The organism is Corynebacterium sp. MSK035 (assembly GCF_030232615.1).
GTDB lineage: Bacteria > Actinomycetota > Actinomycetes > Mycobacteriales > Mycobacteriaceae > Corynebacterium > Corynebacterium jeikeium_D.
The window spans coordinates 58300-76481 of record NZ_JASPJP010000007.1; the positions used below are offsets into that span (position 1 = coordinate 58300).

An 18182-nucleotide genomic window follows, 5' to 3' on the forward strand; every position below is an offset into this window, starting at 1 on the left:
ACTGCATCAATCGGTAGTGTCAGCTGATATCTTTGATGGGTGGAATCCGTATACCTAACAGCAATACTGTTTTCGATTATCGGCGGACTCGGTGCGTCGTTGCTTCGGCTGCCGCCGCTGATTGGTTTCCTTGGGGCCGGTTTTGCCGTTCATGCAATGGGGCTTGAGGAAATCCCGTTCATTGATTCGCTGGCCGAGCTTGGTGTTACCACCTTGCTGTTCACAATCGGTCTGAAGCTAAATCCGAAGGATATCGTGGCGCCACGAGTGGTCTTTTCGGGGCTTGGCCACGCGTTTTTAAACACGGTAGTTTTTGCCGTGCTGTTCGGTGTCGCCAGTTTCTTGCCGCTGCGTGAGCTCACGGGACTGTCGGTGACCGCGCTAATTTACATCGGCATCGCGACTTCATTTTCGTCGACGGTGTTTGTGATGAGCCACTTGGAGGAGCAGAACCGCGGTGCTTCGGCCATCGGACGTATCGCGATTGGTGTACTCATTCTGCAGGACATCATTGCGGTCGGCGTGCTGGTGGCATCGTCGGGTAAGACCCCGGAGCTGTGGGCGCTGGCGCTGCCACTATTGTTCTTCATTCGCCCGCTGGCGGCGCGGCTTCCCAACCGCATGTTCCGCACTGAGCTGCTGGTTCTCACCGGTATTGGTATTGCAGTGGCTTCTTACTCGGCTTTCGAACTGGCAGGGCTCTCTGGCTCGCTGGGGTCCCTGGTCGCCGGTATTCTGCTGTCTTCGCACCCAATTTCTGACCGTCTGTCGGAAGCACTGATTAGTATTCGTGAGCTACTGCTGGTCGCGTTCTTTATCGAGATTGGTCTCGGTGGTCTGCCAAGCGCGGGCGGCTACGTCATCGCTGCGATTATGGTGCTGTTCCTGGTGCTCAAGGCCACTATCTTCATCTGGATTCTCAAGCGCATGGGACTGTCGCTGCGCACGAGTGCGCTGGCGGGGCTGACGTTGAGTAACTACTCGGAGTTCGGCCTAATTGTGATGGCGGCGGCGACGCAACAGGACATTCTGCCGGAAGAATGGACCTCGATTATGGCAGTCGCCGTGGCGGGTAGCTTCATTGCCAGCTCGCTGATGGCCCCGCACGAAGACAAGATTGTCAGCTTCCTGCAGAAGTTCGTCCCAGAAACCCCAGAGGACCGCCTGGTGCCAGAAGAGGCAAAGGTCATTATTGATAGCGCCGATGCTCTCATCATGGGTATGGGGCGAGTCGGCGTTGGTGTCTACGGCAGGTTGGTCAACGAGTACGGCATGAACGTCTTCGGTGTTGATTTCGACGAGGATCGCATCGAAGAGCTGCGCGAGCAGGGCTACCAGGTCATCCCAGGCGATGTGACAGACCCAGAGCTCTGGCACCACATCGAGCTGGAGAAGAAACCAGCGCTGTACGTGTTGGCGCTGTCTGAGCACGCTGAGACCTACGCGATGATTCAGAACATCCGTAAGCAGGACACCGAAGCCGTGGTTGCTACCACCACTAAGGTGCAGAGGTTTAAGGATCAGCTTCTCAACGTTGGTGCCGACATGGCCGTCTACCTCTACGACGGTGCTGGCGAGGAGCTCGCCGACCGTGCAGTGGAGACGCTTAAGCAGCGGTCTTAGTCGCATCCGTTAAATACGGCAAACAACAAGCCAGCCGATTCGTTCGGCGATAAGCTGATTTCATGTCAGTCACCCAAAACCAGATGCCCGCGAGTCCTATTCGATCCAGTCGCAGTGCGATGTTTCGGATGACCGCGGGCCTTGCTGTTGTCATGCTCGGAACTCTCGTCGGCTGCTCATCTTCAGATTCCGAAGATGCCGCCGCATCACAAAGCAACAATGATCAGAGTGAGGTACAGTCGCAATCGACGTCGGCAAGCGAGGGCGATAATCCGAAGATGCCGTCGCCGACGAAGGGGACAAGCGTCGACAGCATCGGATTTGATGAAAGCGCCTACCAGAAAATTGACGTTCAGCGGTTTAGCCAGAACGGAATCAAGGCGTTCTACGTCACGCTAGACGGGAAAAAGAGCGAGTGTTTCTACTCAGACGGCGCGGTGACGTGCATCGGTAAGGCTGATTCGTCGATTCCCGACGTGGAGGTTCCGCCGTTCCCACCACAGTCGCCGGGCGCAATCATGCTGAATACTTCAGGTGCCGCGTACACGCTCGTCGAAGGGGTACCGCCGGCTCAGGAAGAGCTTGACGACGGCCAATGGACGAGCTTCGGCACCGCTGCGTGTGCGAAGACGGATGCGAACAAGCTGGTGTGCCAGTCGGATAACGCGGCCTTTACCATCGAAGGCAAGGACAAGAATATTCGCACCTCCGGCAAGGTTTTCGATTCCGCCGAGGAACTCATGGCCCAGGGGAGTGAGCCGGCGAGGGGCTACAGTCAGGGCACGGATGCACTTGTTCAGGGGCCGATGATGTGCGGTGCCATGGAGGGCCATCGTCTGGCGGAAGTGGTCAAGGGTGAGATGACCTGCGCTGAGGCCATGGATGTGTTGGATCGGTACGACGCAATCAAGGACACTGAGGGCGGTGGCAACACCCTGACCGCTCAAGTAGGGGACTGGACCTGTAGCTCTCCGACGGCGGCGAGGTCTGAGGAGTTGGGAGCGGTAACGGTGTGTGAGGACCCGGAGCATGGCTTGGAAGTCCGTGACCCCGTGATGGGCTAGCAGGGTTACCGCGGCTAACAGCATTTTCAAATAAGCCTAAGCTGGAACTATGACTGATTTATATCTCGTGCGGCACGGTGAAACTGAGTGGTCGCGCACTGGGCAGCACACATCGGTAACTGATCTTCCGCTGACTGACAACGGTCGGGAAGAAGCCAAGGCCCTCAACGGCTGGCTGGATCCGAAGGACTTTGGGCTAGTGCTGGCATCACCCCGTCAGCGCGCCCAGGAGACCGCTCGATTGGCGGGGTTCCACGACTTCGAGGTCGAAGAGGATCTCGCGGAATGGTTCTATGGCGACTACGAGGGGATTACCTCGAAGGAAGTGCAAAAGACCGTTCCCGATTGGCAGATTTGGACTCACGGTGTGCCCAATGGCGAAACCGCGGAGGAAGTCCGTGAGCGAGTTGAGCGAGTGGTGAAAAGGGTGCGTGAATCGGGCGAAGACAAGGCGATTCTGTTCGCCCACGGTCACTCGCTGCGTGCGCTCACCACAGCCTGGTTGGAACTGCCCATTGCACTTGGCCAGTCCTTCCCATTGAATACCGCATCCCTGTCCGTGCTCGGTCGCTACCATGACCGACCTGCGGTTCTGCGCTGGAACCTCTCGCGGGGATTGTAGCGGCGTTGTACAGGTGTCTCGGTGAATTCGCCGATGCCATTCAAGCCGCCAACGCCGTCAAGCTCTGTAAGAGGTGCCTGTGAATCACAATTCCGATGCTTTCGCCCGCGTAGTCGACCGTGCCCGCGGCGTGCTCTATGGCCAGGTCATCGGCGATAACCTCGGCGCGCTAGTGGAGTTTTGTAGTGCCGAGGAGATTGCACAGCGCTACCCACACGGTGTCTGTGAACTTGCCGATGGCGGCACCCACAACATCGCCGCCGGCCAGCCCACTGATGACTCCGAAATGGCGCTGGCGCTGGCACGCTCACTGGTGCGCTGCGAAGGCTACGATGCCGCCGATGTCCGCGAGTCCTATGTGCGCTGGGCAAACTCCGACGCTTTCGACATCGGAGAGGCCACCACGGCGGCGCTGTTACGACACGCACCGAACCCGAACTCCCAGGCCAACGGCGCGCTCATGCGCATCTCACCGCTGGCCGTCGCATACTGGCGCAATCCCGCACGCGCTGGCGAACTCGCACGCAAGGACGCCGCCATCACGCACCCGCACCCAGTGTGCATAGAGGCCAATTCACGTTACGCATCCGCGCTTGCCGACGTCATCAGCGGCGGCCTCCACCAGCCGCGCCGCGGCATTGGCGTGAGTGCGCTGATGGAGTGGCTGGCTTCCCAGCGCGCGCAGTGGGAAACCGAGTGGCAGGCCAGCGGTGCCGTGGTGGATAGCGGGGAGCCGGATTTCTCGGTGCATCAGGGATGGCTGCGCTTTGCGCTGTGGGCACTGCATGAAGAACTGCGCCGGGTAGAAGACAAAACCACGACCTTTGAGGACTCTCTGGTCCGAGTCATTGGCCGTGGCGGCGACACCGACACTAACGCGGCCATTGTTGGTGCTTTTCTCGGTGGCGTCTTTGGGGCCTCCGGCATTCCGCAGCGGTGGCGGGATGTCATTGATTCCTGCTCGCCGAAGCGAAACCGGCCCGCGCAGTATCACCCAAACGATGTTGCGGAGTTGGCGGAGAAACTGGTGGGCATGGAGAGCTAATATTCGGCGACGCACTCACTAATGAGTGGACGTATCGTCAGATTTCTTTCCACTTGACGCCGTTTCTTCTCGTCGTCCACGCCGAGTCTCCTTGGTTTACTTTTTATCCAGTTAACTCTCTTTCCCGAAGATTTTCTTCATTTAGATAGTTGGCGTGGGCATTAGGGGACTCGGTGAGTCCAGCCCTCCGTGCCGTATTTGGTGTCAATAAGATGCTGCGCCGCAGCGAAGTCCTCATCGGAAAGCGATGCCTCGGCGGCACCGTAGCGGTTGATGAATGTCTGCTTCATCGTGTCAATGACTTCCGCGCGGCTGGCACCGGTCTGGCGACGGAGCGGATCGACGCGCTTCTTCGCGCTGCGCAGGCCCTTATCGGCAATCTTGGCCTTGCCAATGCGCAGGACTTCCATCATTTTGTCAGCGTCGATGTCATAACTCATGGTGACGTGGTGAAGCACTGTTGAGCCACGGCGCTTCTGTGCGGCACCACCAATCTTGCCGCCATCGGAGGTGATGTCATTGATGGGGACATACCACGCATTGACCCCGAGCTGCGCAAGTGCAGCGATGACCCAGCGGTCGAGGAATTCATAGGATTCGACGTAGCTAAGACCAGCGACCAGCTTCTCTGGTACATAGATCGAGTAGGTGACGCAGTTGCCGCCCTCCATGAACATCGCGCCACCGCCGGAGAGACGACGCACCACTTGCACATCGTGCTTCTCTACACCCTCGGGCTCGAGTTCGTTGACATAAGACTGATATGAACCGATCACAGTGGCACGATCATCCCAATCCCAGAAACGCAGAGTCGGTCCGCGCTGCCCGGAATTGACTTGATCAAGAAGGACCTCGTCGAGCGCAACATTCATCACCGTCGGCAGGACACCCGGCTGCAAAACCTCCCACTCCAAATCAGTGAAGTCGACGGCCTGTGTCAGTGCACGTCGAACGACTTGCGCAATGATGTGGGTATCAAAACCGTGCAGTCGCACCTCGCGGCCAGACTGATCCTCAAAATCCTTCAGCGCCGCATCGAGGCGAGCCTGCAGGCGCTCTGTATTGTCCTCGGCAGGTGCACCGAGGAGCGCGTCATTAATGATGTCGTAGGCTTCATCGGGTTCGAGGAAAAAGTCGCCCGAAATGCTTATCGACGAAATAGTGTCGCCTGTGGTCTCGCAGTCGGCGACAACCAATTTGCCGCCGGGAACCTTCATCTCTGAGTGGAATTTCTGTGCGGAGGTCATAGGTTTCGATGGTACTCGCGGCGGGCGTTACGATATCCCCCGTGTTTACCTCATCGACTTTGGATCACCGCGCCCGCAAAACTGTCGCGTGGGTAGCGGGCTTGAATCTTCTCGGATTCTTCGTTGAATTAATTGTCGCCTCGATTATTGGCTCCGCAGCCCTGTTTGCTGACGCTGCGGACTTTCTTGAAGATTTCCTCATCAACCTGCTGGTTCTCACCGCATTGGGTTGGTCGCTGGCGAGCCGTCGTAAAGCGAGCTTCGGCCTCGCCGGATTGATCCTGATTCCGGCAATCGCGGCGTTCGGCACTGCCATCTGGAAGATGATCAGCGGTGAGCCGCCAGAGCCGCTAACACTGTCGGTGACGGCGATTATCGCGATGGTTATCAACCTGGTTTGCGCGATTTTGCTGATGAACCTGCGCAAGGCCGACAGTGCGCTTATGCGGGGCGCATGGTTGGCGGCGCGTAACGACGTCCTGGCGAACCTGCTCATTCTCGCCGCCGGAGTGGTCACCATTTTCTGGTTCAGCGCATGGCCGGACATCGTCGTGGGACTTGTCATCGGCGTCATCAACCTGACGGCCGCGAAGGAAGTTTACGAGCAGGCGCGTGCCGAAGACCCCGAGCTAGAGATGGATGATGACGACTAGCGCTGGCTAGTCCGGGGGGAGCGAAGGTTGGGAAGGGGCCGGGGAGGGCCGGGGCCTACTTCCACATATCCTTCTGCCACTGCGGCTTATGAGCGTAGGTGAACTCGTAGTATTCCTTGTTCTTCAGCTCACTGGCTGCAGCTTGGTCAATCACAACCGTGGCTCGCGGGTGCAGCTGCAACACGGAAGCCGGCATGGAAGCGCTCAGTGGGCCCTCGATGGAGGCGGCAATAGCGTGCGCCTTTGCGGTGCCGGTGGCCAGCAGCAGGAGGTGCCCCGCACGTGAAATGGTGCCAAGCCCTTGGGTGACCACGTGGTACGGCACGTCTTCTGCAGAGTCGAAGAACCGGGCGTTATCCAGCACGGTCTGCGGGTGCAGCGTCTTAATGCGAGTCAGAGAGCCAAAAGAGCTGGCGGGCTCGTTAAAACCAACATGCCCATTGGTGCCGATGCCCAGCAACTGAATGTCAATGCCGCCGGCCTCGATAATCTTTCGCTCGTAATCCTCGCAGGCCGCGCCGATATCGTCCGCGAGGCCATCGGGAATATGGACCCTCGCCGGGTCAACATCCACGTGATCGGAAAACTCATTGTGAATCACGTGGTAGTAGCTCTGCTCATGCTCGATCGGCAGGCCCACGTACTCGTCGAGTGCGAAGAAACTGCAGTCTTTGAAGGTGACTTCACCAGCCCGATGGCGACGAATCAGTTCCCGATACGTCGCAAGCGGGGTCGATCCTGTTGCTACACCGAGGTTTCCACCTTTGTTGGCGTAGTGAGCGAGGTAGTCCGAAGCGATGCTCGCGATTTCGGCCTCAGAATCGACGATGATGATTTCCATGGTGGAACACTCCTGAAAACGAGGGCTCGTGGCAGAAATTGCAAAAGGTGCGAGACAGAGTACCAGTGACTCCACAACGCTAAGCGCTATAGCCCTATTCAGATGAGGTTAATCTGCCATGGGGTTAGACCTGTAATTGAGCCCTGTTGTTCCTGCGTAGGCTACTTCACCCAGAAGTTGCCGTTTTCATCCTTGTAGATGATGTCGCCAGCCTGAGCGACCTGGGTGTCGTTAACCTGAAGCTCAACCAAATCCAGCGTTTCGACGATTGGTTCAATGTAGACGCCACCGTTAAACCAAACCTTGAAAGCATCTGCTGAAGTCGAAGAACCGGAGAAACGGTGTTCTTCATACTTGTGCACTGGTGCAAAGGGGCAACCAATAGCCTGTGCGACAGCTGGAGAGGCAGCAACAGCGCCCAGCACAGTAGCGGCACCGATGGCGACAGCGGCGATAGAGCGAGAGAATTTCATGGTTAATTCCTTCCCGAGTCTGGGGTATGACGGAGTTATGGGGATGCCGAAGTGTGCACTGTCGGCTGCTGTTGCTGTGGGCTAGACTGAGCCTTCTTTTTCAATGACAAGCATGCGCGCCTCGCCTTGCGGGTGCGCGACATGTTCGTCGCCGGCTTCTGCGAAACAGATAGTGCCAGGCGTTAATGTGCGTACGCATTCCTGTCCCGCATCGCGGTAGTGCATATCGACGGCTCCGTCGACAACCACAAAGACCTCTTCGCCATCATTGATGTGCCACTTGTATGGCTGATCGCTCCAGTGGAGCCGGACGCTTGTGGCTCCAGTCATAGTGACCACATCCAGTGCGCCCCACGGGTGATCAGCGGTGAAGTCTGCGGCTTCGATGAATTTCATGAAGCAATTCTATGCCGATTCAGTCCCGGATGGGAAGGCCGGGCTGAACGGCTGCTTCCCTGTATTTACCGCCACTCGGCAGTAGCCGGGTCAATGCCTTCCTTACGAGCCTGAGCTTCAATCAGCTCCAGCAGGTAGCCAGCATTGCCGCGGTAGTACCGATCAAACCGGGAATCAGCGACGTACATGCGAGCCAGCAGAATCTGCTTTTCTCGGCCAGCCTCGTAGAAGCGGGTAATAGTGGCTAAGTGACGGTCAACTAGCTCGGCCGCCTCGGTGGAGCCTGGCTCGACGTGGCGCTCGGCGGCGTCGGCAAGCGCATCGGCAAAATCCTTAGCCTCTGCTTCAAGCTCGGCCCAGTCGCTGTCCTTCATCTTTTCCTGAGCCTGCTGAGACTGCTCCCACTCAGTAGTGTCGCCCCAGCGCTCCTCAGCTTCGGCTTCGAGTTTCTGCCAGTCACGGCCCAAAAGCTCTGCCTTCGTCTTTGCTTCCATCGTGTGTCCTTCCTCAATCAGTTTGTCCAAAGACTGCACCATGTGGTGCAGGTCAGCGATCTTTTCGGTGAGAACAGTTCGCTGTGCGAGCAAACGATCTTTTCGACTTCTCGGGGAGGAATCGCCGTGGATGAACTCCTCGATAGTCTTCAACGGCACACCAGCGGCGCGGTAGACCAGAATCTCCAGCGCGGTGTCGATGTCCTCGTCGGTGTAGAGGCGGTAGTCGGACCACGTGCGATACTGCGGGCTGAGTAGTCCGATGGCGTCCCAATGTCGCAGCGTGCGCGTGGTAACGCCCAGGAGTTCGGCCGTTTCACCGATGGTGTACTCGTTGTCGTTGTTGCTCACGGGAATCATCTTTCTGTTTGACGTCGCGTCAAGGTCAAGCCCTGACGCCGAAATCAATTGAGGAAGTTAGCCGCGGCAGCCGCAGGGGCGGGGCTGGTCCACGAACCTTCGAGCCGCTACCGCAAGAGCCGAAGCCTGTTGATTGCCGCCGCAACCTCCTGGAAACGCGGTTCCGCGAGATGACCAGAGTTGGTGGACGCAGCTGTCGCATCGAAGAGCGAATGACAAAAGTTGTCGTATTCGCGCTGGATCAGCTCGGTGAGGTCAGTACGCCCATCGAGCTGCTTGACGACGGCCCCCAGAATTCGGGCAATGGCTTCTGTTTGGGAGGAATCCATCAATTGGCCGACAGCACGCAAGTCAAGATTGTCCTTGCCCACCTGAATCAGCTCGAGACCACGCGCACGCGGTGGCTTAGGTGGTTTCGAGCCTCGGCCACGACCACCGCGACCACCGCGACCACCGTGTCCACCACGGCCACCGTGACCGCCACGTCCGCGGCTCTCGCCGGCGGGGAAGTCAGCCTGCAGAAAACGCTCACCGATCTGCGCAAAAGCAGGCGAAGGCTCGGCCGGAGTAGCCGATTCGCGGAGCTCACGGGCGCGCTTGGTGACGTCGTAAGGCGTGTACGCATCCATAGCAATCACGGTGTCCGCGACATCGATGAATGCACCAGAACCACCAGCGACGATGACCGTGGAGATTCCGTGGTTTTCCCAGAGCTCGCGGACCCGTGCGACCAGTGGAGTAATCGGCTCCCGGTCATCGGGGATGAGTCGGCGCATACGCTCATCACGAATCATGAAGTTGGTCGCGGAGGTGTCTTCATCGATGAGCAGCACTCGAGCACCGGAACCCAGCGCCTCCATCAGACCCGCAGCTTGGGAGGTCGACCCCGATGCGTTCGCCGTGGAAAACCGGGTCGTGTCATCACCGGAGGGAAGACCGTTGATAAACGGTGAGATATCCACACCAGTGATGGCCCGGCCGTCCTCGGCACGCAGCGCAACCGCAGTCTCGTCGGCGACGACAAACTCGCGGCCATCGCCAGCAACATGGTTATAAACACCCGTGACCAGAGAGGACAGCAATGTGGACTTGCCGTGGTAGCCACCGCCGACAATCAACGTCACGCCCCGCGGAATGCCCATGCCGTGCACCGTTTTACCCGATGGCAGCTGAAAACTGTGCTGCAGCGATTCGGGCGAGGTAAACGCAGTCGCACCGGGCTTCGGCAGCTGGCTATTGCCCGCCTGACGGGGCAACACCGACCCGTCTGCCACAAACCCAATCAGGTCCGCGTCCGCCACCGCACGGCGTAAAAAGAGCTGGTCATACTCTAATTCCGCGGCTTCCTCGAGCGCATCGATGGGTGCGTTCACGATGGCGTCGTCAAGCGCGTCCAACAGATCCTCACAGATTAAGCGCGCCGCCTCACGCCCGAGAATGCGTCGGCCGCGGGCGGGCAGTTGGATTTCTAGGCTGATCTGGAGGGCATCGTCATGCTTATCGACGTCGTGCGCATCCGCACGGAGCTCAGCGACAGCTGCTCGGCGCAAGACCTGCTGACCTGGAGAATCAATGAATAGTCCGCGACCATACTTCTTCAAAGCGCGCACGAGGCGGCGGTTCAACAAATCGAGCTCCGCCGTGCTGAACCTACCGGGCTGTGACCGGGAGGCGCCGCGATAGTCCAGTACGGACAGCGGAATGTGGACGCGTGCCCGCGATGCCGGGGCGTAGGGGTCGGATTGAACCTTGTCGATAAATAGCGTCGCGTCCAGGTCTGGCAGCTCGTGGGAGCCACGAAGAGATTTGTATGCACCGTAGCTCTTGCCATCGAGGTTGGAGAGACGTCGATAAAGGTCAGCGGGCATATTTCTACTTTCGTTGAAGATGTTAGATGTTCTTCCCGCGAGTGTAATGGCAGAAGGGGCAAGCGCGTTTCGTGCTTCGACTGGCCTGAGCAGACAGTCGCGTGCGTCAGCGCCGTTGCTGCGGACAGGTAGCGTGAAAGGTATGACGGATAGCTCGGTAGCTGACAAACCTGTAGGGGACAACCCAGAGTCGGTGCAAAAACACGCCAGCACCAACGCCAAGCGCTATGTTTGGGCGCACGGCCTGCAGAATATTGGCGATCAAATCGTCGCGGCAAAGACGTTGTTGCCATGGTTGCTGCATTCGGCTGGCGCGCCGGGCTTCTTCATCGCCATGCTTGTGCCAGTGCGTGAGTCCGGCTCTATGCTGCCGCAGGCTGCGCTGACACCGTGGGTGAAATCTCGCCCGCGCCGCACGACCGTCTGGATTGCCGGGGCGTTGGGGCAAGCGGTCGCTGCAGCGCTGATTGGTCTGGCGGCGTTGTTCCTGGAAGGTACCGCGCTCGGTGTTGCTGTAATCCTCGCACTTGCAGGCTTTGCGACGGCCCGAGCACTGTGCTCGATGGCCTCCAAGGATGTTCAAGGACGCACGATTCCGAAGGGGCAGCGCGGGCAGATCAGCGGCCGAGCTGCGATGTTGGGCGGTGTCGCCGCAATTATTGTTGGTGCGGTGTTGTGGATCATCCGCGATAACGTCACCAAACCGATCGTGGCGGGGCTCATCTTTGCTGCAGCTCTGTCATGGGTGGCAGCGGTTTTGATTTTCCGCGGAATTGTCGAGCCCACCAATGAAGATGACAAGGAAGAGCCGAATAAAACCTGGTGGCAGGACACCTGGCGGCTATTTGCGGAGGATAAGAACTTCCGTGACTTCGTGATTGTCCGTAGCTTGTTGCTGGTCACAGCACTATCTACGTCGTTCATCGTGACCTTGAGTGCGCAGGTGGGTGCTGATCTGGAAGCTTCAGACGGTAGCGGCGGGGGAGTGAACGCAAACGTCGGCATCTTCATGCTCGCTGCGGGTTTCGCTTCTCTGATTGGTGGAAAAGTCGCCGGAATCTGGTCGGATAAATCCTCAAAGAAGGTCCTGACCTACTCTTCGCTCGTCGGCTCGATCGTGCTTTTCCTGCTGGTCGCAAGTGCGCACTGGCTTTCCACCAGCGCCAATGCCTGGATTTTCCCACTCGGTTTCTTCGCAATGTCCGTCGTTCACGCCGGTGTTCGTGTGGCTCGTTCGACCTATGTTGTTGACATGGCAGAAGGCGACAAGCGCACCGAGTACGTCGGAGCGGCCAACACCATCATGGGTGTTGTCCTGCTCATCGTCGGTGCGCTGTCGGGTGTTATCGCTAGCTTCGGCCCTGCGGCGGCTCTAATCTTCCTGGCGCTGATGGGACTGGTTGGTGTCGCTATGTCCAGCAGGCTGAAGGAAGTCTCGGCTCCGCGCAGGGCAGTTCTTTAGTTCGTTAGAACTCTACGACCATCTTGCCGGTGTTGCCTCCGCTAAACAGCTCGAGGAATGCAGCTGGCATGTTCTCGATACCGTGGCGAGTGGTGACATCGTAAGCGACCTTACCGCTGACGACCAGCGGAGCCATTCGCTCCTGGAATTCACCTGCCAGGTGCAGGTACTTGCCCAATACGAAGCCGCGCAACGTAATGCACTTGCCAATGGCCAGAGCTAGGTTGCGTGGTCCGGTCGGAGCTCCGGTGTTGTTGTACTGGGAGATTGCGCCACACATAGCGACACGGCCAAAGGTGCGCATCGCGCCGATGGCTGCCTCCAGGTGGTCTCCACCAACGTTGTCGAAGTAGAAGTCAATGCCCTCTGGTGCCGCCTTTGCTAGCTGCTCTGCAACCGGGCCGTCGTTGTAGTTAAAAGCGGCATCAAAGCCGAGTTCGAGCAGGCGCTTAACCTTCTCGTCCGAGCCGGCGGAGCCAATGACGCGGGAAGCGCCCATCTGCTTGGCGAACTGACCAGCAGCCGAGCCAACTGCGCCAGCAGCGCCAGAGATAAAGACGACGTCGCCTTCCTTCATCTCTCCGACGGCACTCAGACCAACGTAAGCAGTAAGGCCAGTAAGACCAAGGATGCCCAGGTAGGCAGCAGCTGGAGCAACGTTGAGGTCAACCGGAGTTGCTTCGGAATCGGCAATAACAGCGTTGGTCTGCCAGCCGTAAGAGTGGCGGACAGCGTCGCCAACCTGGAACTTATCCGACTTGGACGCAAGGACGGTGCCTACAGCACCGCCAGTCATTGGCTGGTCGAGCTGGAATGGTGGGATGTACGACTTGGTGTCGTTCATGCGGCCGCGCATATAGGGATCAACGGTAGCGACCGAGTTGGCTACCAAAATGTCGCCGTCGTTAAGCTCAGGCAAATCGACGGTCTCGAGGCGGAAATTCTCGTCAGTTGGCAGGCCGGACGGACGAGACGCTAAAACCCATTGCTGAGTGGTGGTGGGCAGTTCGGCTGTGGACGAAGCATTAACCGAAGTCACTATTATTCTCCTGTCGTGTATTCCTGGATTAATTGTCGGTTTAATTGTTGACTCGCAGGTTACGCCTCTTGTACCCAGGAATCGAGGCGCTCAATAAGAACGCTCAGGTCCGCTAGCAAAGGCATGTCGGGCAGTCGTTCGGCAATCACGTTGCGGACGCTTGTGTACCACCACAGTTGCTGGCTCGGAGTAGACCGAAAGCGGTCCCACAGAGCGTGACCATCGCGGTCTAAATCCTCCAGAGTCTGGCTGAGATTGTGGAACTTATCCGCAGCGGCCACGATGAGGGACTCCTCGCTGCCATGAGAAAGCTGCTCCAGGTAGGCATCGGCACGCTCCTGCCACGAGGGCAGGGAAGAGTCTTTGGTGACGCCCTCGACGATCTCAACCACGCGAGGCCCGAACTCATCTTCCATCTCGGCACGTGAGTAGTTTTCCGGCACGTCTTCCAAAATGTCGTGGAAGAGGGCTGCCAACAGCACGTCTTCGTCGTTAGTCACGCTCGCCGCAATCAACATCACTGACATCGGATGGCTGATATAGGGAAGGCCAGAGCCCTTTCGGTAGTGCCCATCGTGTGCGCGGGAAGCAGTTGCGATGCCGCGCATGAGCCTGCTGCTGGGGCGTGCTGAAGCAAAGGTGTCAGCGTTTTGCATGGGTATCCCGACCTTTCGTTGATGCTTGAAAAATAGCAGCGTCTAAGCTTGAACATCATGAACGTCGCAGAAGTAGATCCGCTCATCGAGTCGATGTACCGGTGGTCCGATGTCAGTGGTGTCCTGCTCATGGGCATCATCGGTGGCACCATCGCCCGGCAACGAGGCTACGACATCATCGGGTTCTTCTTTATTGCGCTGTTCTCCGCACTGGGGGGCGGCATGATTCGCGATGTTCTGATTAACCAGGGCACCGTCGCCGCAATGAGCCAGCCGGAGTACCTAATCCTGGCGTTTACTGGTGCGCTCATTGCGCGATTTTCTATTTCAAAGGAAAGACCTGGGAATACGTTCAGGTCCACGGTGACGCTGTGGTCTCGGGACTCTGGGCAGCTACGGGAACGGTCAAAGGCGTCACGTATGGTCTGCCCATTCTGCCGTGCATCATGATGGGCGTTTTCACCGCCACTGGTGGTTCCATGATCCGCGACATTGTGACCGGGCGAGTACCCGCTGTTTTCGGCGGCAACCAGCCCACGGTCATCCCGGCCGTGGCTTGCGCGGTCATTGTCATCGGAGGCCACCATTTGGGATTTATGGCCGTGTCCATGGTCATTGGTCCTATCGTCAGCATCCTGCTTTCGCTGCTGGGGTACTGGGGTAATTGGCGAGTGTCGGCACACTCGGAGTGGGCGCCACTGAACGACACCGCGGCGCAGATTGCGGTCCTCGCACGTCGAGCAGAGGGCAAGAGCCGCGAGGTTGGTCGACGTTTCGAGCCCGCACGCCTCCGCAGCTGGCGTCACCGACAGATGGAAAAAGCGCTGCAGCGTCGCATTCAGGCTGAGGTTGATAGGGGAGTGTCGCGTTCCGACGCCGAGGCCAACGCGGAGGAATTCCTGGAGGAGTTCAATGCGGACTTCCCAGCGGATCTGCACATGCCGACGGCGCAGCAGGAGACAGTGCAGGATGACAGCGACGAATCCGATTTCGGTGTGGACCTATCCGGTGATTCCTATGATGACTACGGAGAAGATACGGCACTGCGGCAGCGGGAATACCGGGAGATGTTGGATCAAATTCTTGCGGACGATGAGGCGACCGATTTACTCGTCGCAAAGCTGATGAAGAAATACGAGCAGCGGGATTAGAGGAGCGGCAGAGACATGGCATCGACGAGTACTGCAAGCAGGCATTTTGGGTACATTATTAAGGAACACACCGTTGAGGTGCCCTGGGATCCTTTTACCGAAGCTGCGAATGCCGCGACATTTGAGCTTTTCGCCAGGGAAATCTATGCGCCAGGAAATGAGGATGCGCCGGCAATTGTCTATTTGCAGGGCGGCCCGGGATTTCCGGCACCGCGTCCGGTAGGTGCCAGCGGAGTAATCGGTGAGGCGCTGAAGGAATTCCGCGTCATCCTGCTGGATCAGCGCGGCACTGGGCGCTCGCATCGAATTGATGCGGCCAATATTGCAGATGTTCCGGCCGAGCGGCTTGCCCAATTGCGTCAGGAATACATCGTCGAAGACGCGGAAGCATTGCGAAAGCATTTGGGCATTGCCAAATGGTCACTGTATGGCCAGTCCTTTGGCGGGTTTTGTATTACTTCGTATCTCAGCCGCTATCCGGAATCCGTGGAGCACGCTTATCTCACAGGCGGTTTACCTGTTCTGGACCGTGGTGCTGACGACCTTTATCGCACGACGTATGCGAAGCTGCGCACCCGTCACGAGCGTTTTTATCGCGAGTATCCGTGGGCCGAAAACCGAATTCGAGAAATCTGCGCGCACCTCGAGCAATCTGCAGAAACTCTCCCCACCGGTGAGCGACTGAGTTCTCGCCGATTCCGCACCATCGGAATTGAATTAGGCCGCGGAGATGGATTCCACAATCTGGCGTATTTGTTGGAAGAGCCATTCCACATTCGCAATGGCGAAAAGCAATTGCGCACCGATTTTCTGGCCGATGTAGGGACCCGCGTGAGTTTCGCCGACGGTCCGCTATACGCCGCGATTCATGAATCCATTTATGGTGGCGTCGGGAACCAGCCCACAACTAATTGGGCAGCTCACCGTATTCGCGAGGAAATCCCAGGTTTTGAAGAAAAAGCCAATCCTGCAGGAGACGAGCCGTTTTATCTCACCGGTGAGCACGTTTTCCCCTGGCAATTCGACGAGGACCCCGCGCTCGTTCCTTTCAAGGAAAAGGCGGAAGCATTTGCGCAGCACACCTGGGAAAGCTCGCCGTATGATTCCGCACGCTTGCTTGCCGACGCCCCGACCTCGGCAGCCGCGGTTTACCTCGACGATATTTTCGTGCCGTTCGAGTACTCCATGGAGACAGCCAACTGCTACCGGGACCTGCGGCCACATGTGACCAATGCATTCCAGCATGACGGCATTCGCCACGATGGTGCGGCCATCTTCGCGCGGCTCCGCGAGCTCGTCGAGGATCACTAGGCGAGTATCCGGGTGCTGCGGAAGACCTGCGCGGAGAGCTAGAAGGAGCCTAGACCTCGGCGCGCGCAAGTCGAGCAAATGCGCCGTCTGCGTTCAGGAGGTTGTCATACGTGCCGCGTTCGATGAGCTGGCCGTTTTCGATGACCAGGATGTCATCGGCCTCGGCCAGTGTCTGAAGTCGGTGCGCAATAAAGATGCAGGTCGCTCCACATGCGCGGGCATTGTCCACGATACGAGCCTGCGTCAGTGGATCCTGGTGGCTGGTGGCTTCGTCGAAAATAACAATCTTTCCGGCGAGGTGTGCAGCGAGGTCATTGGGCTTAGTGCCGTCGGCTAGTACCGCGCGTAAGTAGGTGCGGGCCAGCGCCAGACGTTGACGCTGACCACCGCTGAGCCGCTGCGCGCGGCGGCCAATGGGCCTGTCCAACGGCATCTCAGCAGGGTTGATGGCGGCGAGTTCGAGCGCCCAGTGCATCAGTGATTCGGGAACCTCGCAGCCATCAGGCGCGCCGAGACATAGATTCTCAGCGATGGTGGCCTCCATGAGAAAGGGATTCTGATCTGCGACAACAACCGTTCGGCAGACATTGGTTGAGCCGAGGTCACGGGCATTGTGGCCATTGATGATGACCTCGCCGACATCCGGATCGACATGCCGCTGGATTAGCCGGGAGAGTGTGGACTTGCCCGAACCAGTTGGGCCGACCACACCGATGAACTGGCCTGAGGCAATGCGCAGATTGATCTTGGTCAGTGCAGGGTTATCGGCGCCAGGGTAGCGGTAGCTGACATCGCTCAGTTCGAGGGCAGGGACTGAGTCGCCGGAGTTGGCCCTCGCGGTCTGCGCGTGGTGCAGGTCCAGCGACTCCGGCTGCTTCGGCTCTTCCACAGTCGGCGGCTGCGCGGCCAGCTCCCTGATCCGAGTGACTGCATTGAGTCCCGCTGGCAGAGAAGATGCCAGGCGCTCGATCGAATCCATTGATGAAGCAGTTCCCGCCACCAGGGACGTCGTCACCAAAACAGCAGGGAGCATACGGTAGTCGGCTGAAAGCGCCGGGATACCAGCACAAAAGACGGCAATGCTGCCACCCCAAATCCGAAGTCCGGTCGCGCCAGAGCGCAGTCCAGCCCGCTTGCCGCCTGCACGCATTTTCTGAGCAAGCTGTTCATCGAGCTCACGCAATCCCCGCAGCCGCTGCTCGGCTGCGCCGTAGATGAGGATTTCCTCCCGAAGGCGCAGCGTATCGGCAATGTACTGCGCAATGTCCGTGCGTGTGGAGTTCGTTGCGGAAGCCTCCGTCGTCGCCTTCTTAGAGCCTGCGAGCGCAATCACAAAGCCAACCGCGAAGGTCAGCGTCAGAGCAATCGCAGGCAGGGCTCCGGCAGTCGATGCCGCTGTCACGACCGCCATCAGCGGAATCAGTACGGCCGTCACCGCGGGCGCAATTGTGTGCGCGAAGAAGACTTCCACTCGGTCAACATCACGAATCGCAATTGTGTGAATCCTGGCAGTACCCAGCCCATCGGTTACCGCGGGCGCCTGCGGGATAAGACGCTCGACGATCCACAGCCGCAGCTCGCCGAGCAGCCGAAACGCAGCCAGATGCCCGAGGTACTGCTCGACATACCGCAGAATCGCTTTCAACAGCGCCAGCCCTGCAACCACGCCAATGACCGCCCACGTCCACTGCATGCTCAAGCTTTGCGACGAGTCGGTTGCGTCCCACTTCGACAGCGCAATTGTGGCAATTGCCCAGGCGGGCACAGCCAGCATCAATGCACCCAGAATGTGCCCAGCCACGCGTGCGAGGATAGATGCACTGAGCGCTCCGCGAGCCTGTGCGGAAAAGCGCAGCAACCAGATGATGTTGTTCATG

16 protein-coding genes and 1 pseudogene are annotated in these 18182 nt (G+C 58.5%); 8 read left to right on the forward strand and 9 right to left on the reverse strand.

Going from position 1 to position 18182, the window contains the following annotated elements; translation table 11 throughout:
• The first annotated feature begins 39 nt into the window (after positions 1 to 39).
• The 4 genes from QP978_RS05985 to QP978_RS06000 all read left to right on the forward strand — a co-directional run bounded on the left by QP978_RS05985 (position 40) and on the right by QP978_RS06000 (position 4354).
• Positions 40 to 1623, forward strand: coding sequence for a cation:proton antiporter domain-containing protein (locus tag QP978_RS05985; RefSeq protein WP_070429489.1), 1584 nt, complete (start codon positions 40 to 42; stop codon positions 1621 to 1623).
• Between the two features lie 128 nt (positions 1624 to 1751).
• Complete coding sequence (locus QP978_RS05990) at positions 1752 to 2687, forward strand: hypothetical protein (protein ID WP_224786603.1); 936 nt, start codon at positions 1752 to 1754, stop codon at positions 2685 to 2687.
• 49 nt (positions 2688 to 2736) lie between these two features.
• The gene (locus tag QP978_RS05995; RefSeq protein ID WP_005511515.1) at positions 2737 to 3309 is read left to right on the forward strand and encodes a histidine phosphatase family protein; all 573 of its coding nucleotides are present in this window, start codon (positions 2737 to 2739) and stop codon (positions 3307 to 3309) included.
• Positions 3310 to 3388: 79 nt separating this feature from the next.
• Entirely contained in the window at positions 3389 to 4354 is a 966-nt protein-coding gene (locus tag QP978_RS06000; RefSeq protein ID WP_083276341.1) for an ADP-ribosylglycohydrolase family protein, read from the forward strand.
• 161 nt (positions 4355 to 4515) lie between these two features.
• Here the strand turns inward: QP978_RS06000 and QP978_RS06005 are convergent, their stop codons facing one another.
• A complete protein-coding gene (locus QP978_RS06005; protein WP_070429487.1) occupies positions 4516 to 5601 on the reverse strand; it encodes a lipoate--protein ligase family protein in 1086 nt (361 codons plus the stop codon).
• Positions 5602 to 5609: 8 nt separating this feature from the next.
• On the opposite strand from QP978_RS06005, the gene QP978_RS06010 reads away from it, so the two are divergent.
• On the forward strand, positions 5610 to 6254 hold the full coding sequence (locus tag QP978_RS06010) for a cation efflux transmembrane domain-containing protein (protein ID WP_284856962.1): 645 nt from the start codon (positions 5610 to 5612) through the stop codon (positions 6252 to 6254).
• 55 nt (positions 6255 to 6309) lie between these two features.
• Here QP978_RS06010 and nagB read toward each other — a convergent pair whose 3' ends face one another.
• The 5 genes from nagB to QP978_RS06035 form a co-directional block, all read right to left on the reverse strand.
• Positions 6310 to 7095: a glucosamine-6-phosphate deaminase gene (gene nagB / locus QP978_RS06015; protein WP_070429485.1), complete on the reverse strand. Its 786-nt coding sequence runs from the start codon at positions 7093 to 7095 to the stop codon at positions 6310 to 6312.
• A 161-nt stretch (positions 7096 to 7256) separates the two neighbouring features.
• A complete protein-coding gene (locus tag QP978_RS06020; protein ID WP_070643708.1) occupies positions 7257 to 7568 on the reverse strand; it encodes a hypothetical protein in 312 nt (103 codons plus the stop codon).
• 81 nt (positions 7569 to 7649) lie between these two features.
• Entirely contained in the window at positions 7650 to 7964 is a 315-nt protein-coding gene (locus tag QP978_RS06025) for a cupin domain-containing protein (RefSeq protein WP_069359611.1), read from the reverse strand.
• A 65-nt stretch (positions 7965 to 8029) separates the two neighbouring features.
• Positions 8030 to 8818 carry a MerR family transcriptional regulator gene (locus QP978_RS06030; RefSeq protein WP_070603325.1) on the reverse strand — a complete coding sequence of 263 codons (789 nt, stop codon included), beginning with the start codon at positions 8816 to 8818 and terminating at the stop codon, positions 8030 to 8032.
• Positions 8819 to 8925: 107 nt separating this feature from the next.
• Positions 8926 to 10686, reverse strand: coding sequence for an ABC-ATPase domain-containing protein (locus tag QP978_RS06035; RefSeq protein WP_284856963.1), 1761 nt, complete (start codon positions 10684 to 10686; stop codon positions 8926 to 8928).
• Positions 10687 to 10828: 142 nt separating this feature from the next.
• On the opposite strand from QP978_RS06035, the gene QP978_RS06040 reads away from it, so the two are divergent.
• Positions 10829 to 12148 carry an MFS transporter gene (locus tag QP978_RS06040; RefSeq protein ID WP_224784251.1) on the forward strand — a complete coding sequence of 440 codons (1320 nt, stop codon included), beginning with the start codon at positions 10829 to 10831 and terminating at the stop codon, positions 12146 to 12148.
• 4 nt (positions 12149 to 12152) lie between these two features.
• On the opposite strand, the gene QP978_RS06045 is transcribed toward QP978_RS06040, so the two are convergent.
• Entirely contained in the window at positions 12153 to 13187 is a 1035-nt protein-coding gene (locus tag QP978_RS06045) for an NADP-dependent oxidoreductase (RefSeq protein ID WP_187400067.1), read from the reverse strand.
• A 59-nt stretch (positions 13188 to 13246) separates the two neighbouring features.
• Positions 13247 to 13843, reverse strand: a complete 597-nt coding sequence (locus QP978_RS06050; RefSeq protein WP_016422339.1) for an HD domain-containing protein — start codon at positions 13841 to 13843, stop codon at positions 13247 to 13249.
• A gap of 57 nt (positions 13844 to 13900) precedes the next feature.
• On the opposite strand from QP978_RS06050, the pseudogene QP978_RS06055 reads away from it, so the two are divergent.
• Positions 13901 to 14994 (forward strand): annotated as a pseudogene (locus QP978_RS06055) (trimeric intracellular cation channel family protein).
• A 15-nt stretch (positions 14995 to 15009) separates the two neighbouring features.
• On the forward strand, positions 15010 to 16305 hold the full coding sequence (locus QP978_RS06060) for an alpha/beta fold hydrolase (RefSeq protein WP_049193610.1): 1296 nt from the start codon (positions 15010 to 15012) through the stop codon (positions 16303 to 16305).
• Positions 16306 to 16354: 49 nt separating this feature from the next.
• Here the strand turns inward: QP978_RS06060 and QP978_RS06065 are convergent, their stop codons facing one another.
• Complete coding sequence (locus QP978_RS06065) at positions 16355 to 18181, reverse strand: amino acid ABC transporter ATP-binding/permease protein (RefSeq protein WP_070429479.1); 1827 nt, start codon at positions 18179 to 18181, stop codon at positions 16355 to 16357.
• Between the last annotated feature and the right edge of the window lies 1 nt (position 18182).